Raw genomic sequence first — 4,446 nt, forward strand, 5'->3', positions numbered from 1 at the left:
AGCCTTGAGCTCTTTGAAGGGTCGTTCGAGACCAGGACGTTGATAGGCTGGGTGTGGAAGTGCAGTAATGCATTAAGCTAACCAGTACTAATTGCCCGTACGGCTTGTCCCTATAACCTTAGCAGGTGCAGAGGATAAGACGGTACAACGTTGCGTGTGTGTTGATACTACATTCATTACCCCAATCTTTGCTTCTTCCAGATTCAGGCTTTGTCGTCCCACAGGAGACAAACGCCAGTACAAGTTATGCCTGATGACCATAGCAAGTTGGTCCCACCCCTTCCCATCCCGAACAGGACCGTGAAACAACTTTGCGCCGATGATAGTGCTGCAACCAGTGTGAAAGTAGGTTATCGTCAGGCTTGTTATTCGAAAAAACCCCTTCCGGTGATCCGGTTGGGGTTTTTTTACGTCTGGCGGTTTGTCGCGGTGCACCCGATTCGTGCATGGTGTGGTGCAGAAAGTCAGGCGCTGCTCAAAAACTATGCAGAAATAGGGGCTTTGCAGATCGTATGCAGGCTTTGTATGCAGGCACGGAAACTGCTCAAGGATTATGGCGCGCTGTTCATCACGGGATAGCACGCTCCATCCCACCTTGAGGAGTTGTCCATGAACCGTCGTTCGATCCTGTTGTCGCTGATCTTCTCCGCCACCGCACTTGCCGCACCGCTGACCCATGCCGAGGCGCTCGACGATATTCTCAAGGCCAAGGTCTTGCGCGTGGCCGTGCCCCAGGATTTCCCCCCTTTCGGATCGGTTGGCCCTGACATGAAACCCGTTGGCTACGATATTGACGTGGCCGCGCTGCTGGCCAAAGGCCTGGGTGTCAAGCTAGAACTGGTGCCCGTGACCAGTGCCAACCGCATTCCTTACCTCAATACCAAAAAAGTCGACCTGGTCATTTCCAGTCTCGGTAAAAACCCGGAGCGTGAAAAAGTCATCGATTTCAGCGCAGCGTATGCGCCATTCTTCAGCGGCGTGTTCGGTGGCGCGGATCAGGCGATCAGCAAGGCCGAGCAACTGGCAGGTAAAACAGTGGGCGTCACCCGGGGCGCCGTGGAAGATCTTGAGCTGAGCAAGATTGCACCGGCCAATACCACCATCAAGCGTTTTGAAGATAATAATGCGACCATCTCCGCTTTCCTGTCCGGCCAGGTGCCCTTGATTGCCACTGGCAACGTGGTGGCTGGCGCAATTGTCGAAAAACAGTCTGCCAAAAAACTCGAATTCAAATTCTTTATCAAGAATTCTCCCTGCTACGTCGGCATCAATAAAAGCGAACCGAAGTTGCTGGCGCAAATCAATGCCATCCTGGCCAAGTCGAAAGAAGACGGCAGCCTCAATACCATCGCCCAGAAATGGCTGAAAACAACGCGCCCGGTTACAGCCCTGCTGTAACCGGTCAAGCGCGCCATGGCATACACTTTTGATTTCAGCAGTATTTGGGAATACCGCGAGTATCTGTACCACGGCGTAATCGGCACCTTGCGTCTGACACTCGTTGGCACCGTGCTCGGTGTCGCCATCGGTATTCTTGGCGCCATTTCGCGCGCCTGGAAACTGCCCGTGCTGTTCCCGGTCTACACCGTGTATGTGGAGCTGATCCGCAACACGCCGTTCATTGTGCAGCTGTTCTTTGTCTTCTTCGGCTTGCCCAGCCTCGGCATTCATTTGAGCGAGTGGCAGGCGGCAACGATTGCGATGGTGCTTAACCTGGGCGCCTATAGCACCGAGATCATCCGCGCCGGCGTGGAGTCTGTGCCGAAAGGTCATATCGAGGCCGCGTCGGCGCTGGCGATGTCGCGCTTCCAGATTTTTCGCTGCGTGATCCTGCGCCAGGCCTTGCTCAAGATGTGGCCAGCCTTGTCGAGCCAGATCGTGATTGTGATGCTGGGATCGTCCGTATGTTCGCAAATTTCGGCCGAAGAGCTGACTTTTGGCGCCGGCTTCATTACCTCGCGTAACTTCCGTTCCTTCGAGGTGTATTTCGTCGTCACCATCATGTACTTTTTGCTGGCGGTCGGCGTGCGCCGCGCGCTCGTCCTGTCTGGCCGCTACGTGCTTGCGAGGAGAGCGACATGAGCGATTTTTCCCTATGGGACATCATTCGCAACTTGCTGCTGGCGGGGCGTTGGACGGTATTGCTGTCCTTGATCGCCTTTGTTTGCGGTGGCCTGGTTGGTATCGCGATCCTGATGTTGCGCACCTCAAGCTCGCGGCTGCTGCGCCGGTTTGCCGTCATGTACATCGAGTTGTTCCAGGGCACGCCGCTGCTGATGCAATTGTTCCTGCTGTTCTTTGGCCTGTCGCTGAGCGGCATGCAAGTGTTGCCATGGCTTGCCGCCAGCGCGGCCCTGACCTTGTTTACCAGCGCCTACCTTGCGGAAATCTGGCGCGGTTGCGTCGAGGCGATTCCCCGCGGCCAGTGGGAAGCGTCTGCCAGCACGGCAATGACGTATATGGAGCAGATGCGCCATGTGATCTTGCCGCAGGCGCTGCGCATCGCCGTTGCACCGACGGTTGGATTTTCCGTGCAGGTCGTGAAAGCGACGGCGGTCACGTCCATTATCGGTTTTGTCGAGCTGACCAAGGCCGGCTCGATGATCAGCAATGCCACGTTTGCGCCCTTCACCGTGTACGGCCTGATCGCCCTGATGTATTTTTGTCTGTGTTTCCCGCTTTCGCTGTATGCCCGCCGCCTGGAAAGGAAGATGAATGTCTCTCGTTAGCATCAATGGTTTGCACAAGCGTTTTGGTACGCACCACGTCCTCAAGGGTATCGACCTGCGCGTCAAGGAAGGGCAAGTGACGGCAGTGATCGGACGCAGTGGTTCGGGCAAGAGTACCTTGCTGCGCTCGATCAACGGACTGGAAAGTTTCGACGAAGGCTCGCTTGATGTCGATGGCGTGCGGGTCACCGTCGGCCAGACCGATTTGCGCCAGTTGCGCCTGAAAGTCGGCATGGTGTTTCAGCAGTTCAATCTGTATCCGCATCTGACGGCCGGACAGAATGTGATGCTGGCGCCGACCGTGGTCAAGAAAACAGGCAAGCAGCAAACAGAGGCGCTTGCGCGCGACGCGCTGGCAAAAGTCGGCCTTGCCGATCGCTTCGACTCGTTTCCAGACCAGCTGTCGGGCGGCCAGCAGCAGCGTGTGGCAATCGCCCGGGCACTGGCGATGCAGCCGAAAATACTGTTGTGCGATGAAATTACCTCGGCACTCGACCCGGAACTGGTGAACGAAGTGCTGGCCGTGGTGCGCAAGCTGGCCGAGGATGGCATGACCTTGATCATGGTCACGCATGAAATGCGCTTCGCACGCGAGGTGGGGGATCAACTGGTGTTCATGCACCAGGGGAAAATTCATGAGCAGGGTGATCCGAAGACCCTGTTTGCCGCACCGTCGACGCCGGAACTGGCCAGTTTCATCAGTTCGGTTTCCTGATCGTGTTTTTCCACAGCCATATTGCGCATGCCTGAGCCTACCACAGCAATTGTTCCCAACTCTTCCGAAGAGATCGCCGCGGATATTGCGGCGGCGATCATCGAACGCCGTTTGCCGCCTGGCACCAAGCTCAAGGAAGAGGCCCTGGCCCGCGTGTATTCTGTCAGTCGCACCAAGATCCGTGCGGCCTTGCTGATGTTGTCGAAGGATGAGCTCATCGAGATCGTGCCGGAAAAGGGGGCATGCGTGTGCAAACTCAGTGAACGCGAGGCGCGCGAAATCTTTGCCGTGCGCCGCACGCTCGAGGCCGGCCTGGCGCGTGATTTCGTGGCCATGGCCAAGGCCGACGATTATCGCCGCATCGATGCCCATCTTGCCCTGGAACGCCAGGCCCTGGCACAAAACGATCTGCCGCTGCGCGCCAGATTGTTGGGTGACTTTCACACCTTGCTGGCCGATATCGCTGGCAATCTGGTGTTGAAGGAGATTTTGCGCAAACTGACGGCGCGGACCTCGCTGATCGCCATACATCAGCAGTCCAGCGAAGACGCCAGTTGCTCATCGGATGAGCATGCGCTGTTCATCGAGGCGGCCAAGGCTGGCAATGCCGACGCTGCAGTCGACATCATGTTGCATCATCTCGACCATGTGCTCAAAGCGCTGCATGTCGATGCCACGGAGTCTGTCGACAAGAAAGACCTGGTCAAAGCCCTGCTGGCCGCTTGAACAAAAACATGGATGGCGATTGAAAGCCCTTGCCAAGACTGGCGGGGCTTTGCTATAGTTCGCCTCCCCAATGAGACGCAGTCAAACGCGGCACTTGAGGATCACCGGAAACGGCGATGCAGTAAAAAGAAGGTGTTGACGAATTTAGCGAAATGCTTCATACTCTTCCTTCTTCGCAGCTGACAAACACAACGCTTTGTCGATAGCGCGAAAGCAGTACCGAATACAGTTCTTTAACAATTAACAGTCGATAAGTGTGGGCATTTGATGCAAGTG

General features: G+C 56.2%; 5 protein-coding genes and 2 rRNA genes. All 7 read left to right on the forward strand.

Annotated elements, in window-relative coordinates:
* Positions 1-112 (forward strand): 23S ribosomal RNA (locus GYK42_RS28710); the annotation flags it as partial.
* A gap of 137 nt (positions 113-249) precedes the next feature.
* Positions 250-362 (forward strand): 5S ribosomal RNA (gene rrf / locus GYK42_RS28715).
* A 247-nt stretch (positions 363-609) separates the two neighbouring features.
* Positions 610-1,398, forward strand: coding sequence for a transporter substrate-binding domain-containing protein (locus GYK42_RS28720; RefSeq protein WP_166450268.1), 789 nt, complete (start codon positions 610-612; stop codon positions 1,396-1,398).
* A gap of 15 nt (positions 1,399-1,413) precedes the next feature.
* A complete protein-coding gene (locus tag GYK42_RS28725; RefSeq protein WP_166450269.1) occupies positions 1,414-2,082 on the forward strand; it encodes an amino acid ABC transporter permease in 669 nt (222 codons plus the stop codon).
* A complete protein-coding gene (locus tag GYK42_RS28730) occupies positions 2,079-2,729 on the forward strand; it encodes an amino acid ABC transporter permease (protein ID WP_166450270.1) in 651 nt (216 codons plus the stop codon). Before GYK42_RS28725 ends, GYK42_RS28730 begins: the two co-directional genes overlap by 4 nt.
* Positions 2,716-3,444 carry an amino acid ABC transporter ATP-binding protein gene (locus tag GYK42_RS28735; RefSeq protein WP_166450271.1) on the forward strand — a complete coding sequence of 243 codons (729 nt, stop codon included), beginning with the start codon at positions 2,716-2,718 and terminating at the stop codon, positions 3,442-3,444. The genes GYK42_RS28730 and GYK42_RS28735 overlap by 14 nt, the downstream gene beginning before the upstream one ends.
* Positions 3,445-3,471: 27 nt before the next feature.
* The gene (locus GYK42_RS28740) at positions 3,472-4,170 is read left to right on the forward strand and encodes a GntR family transcriptional regulator (RefSeq protein ID WP_166450272.1); all 699 of its coding nucleotides are present in this window, start codon (positions 3,472-3,474) and stop codon (positions 4,168-4,170) included.
* Positions 4,171-4,446 lie beyond the last annotated feature (276 nt).

Source organism: Janthinobacterium lividum, from assembly GCF_011601275.1.
Classification (GTDB): Bacteria; Pseudomonadota; Gammaproteobacteria; order Burkholderiales; family Burkholderiaceae_D; genus Janthinobacterium; species Janthinobacterium lividum_E.

Excerpts from the sequence above, each read along its gene's own strand:
- GYK42_RS28725 (WP_166450269.1), top strand. The coding sequence starts at position 1,414 with ATGGCATACACTTTTGATTTCAGCAGTATTTGGGAATACCGCGAGTAT.
- GYK42_RS28735 (WP_166450271.1), top strand. The coding sequence starts at position 2,716 with ATGTCTCTCGTTAGCATCAATGGTTTGCACAAGCGTTTTGGTACGCAC.
- GYK42_RS28730 (WP_166450270.1), top strand. The coding sequence starts at position 2,079 with ATGAGCGATTTTTCCCTATGGGACATCATTCGCAACTTGCTGCTGGCG.
- GYK42_RS28740 (WP_166450272.1), top strand. The coding sequence starts at position 3,472 with ATGCCTGAGCCTACCACAGCAATTGTTCCCAACTCTTCCGAAGAGATC.
- GYK42_RS28720 (WP_166450268.1), top strand. The coding sequence starts at position 610 with ATGAACCGTCGTTCGATCCTGTTGTCGCTGATCTTCTCCGCCACCGCA.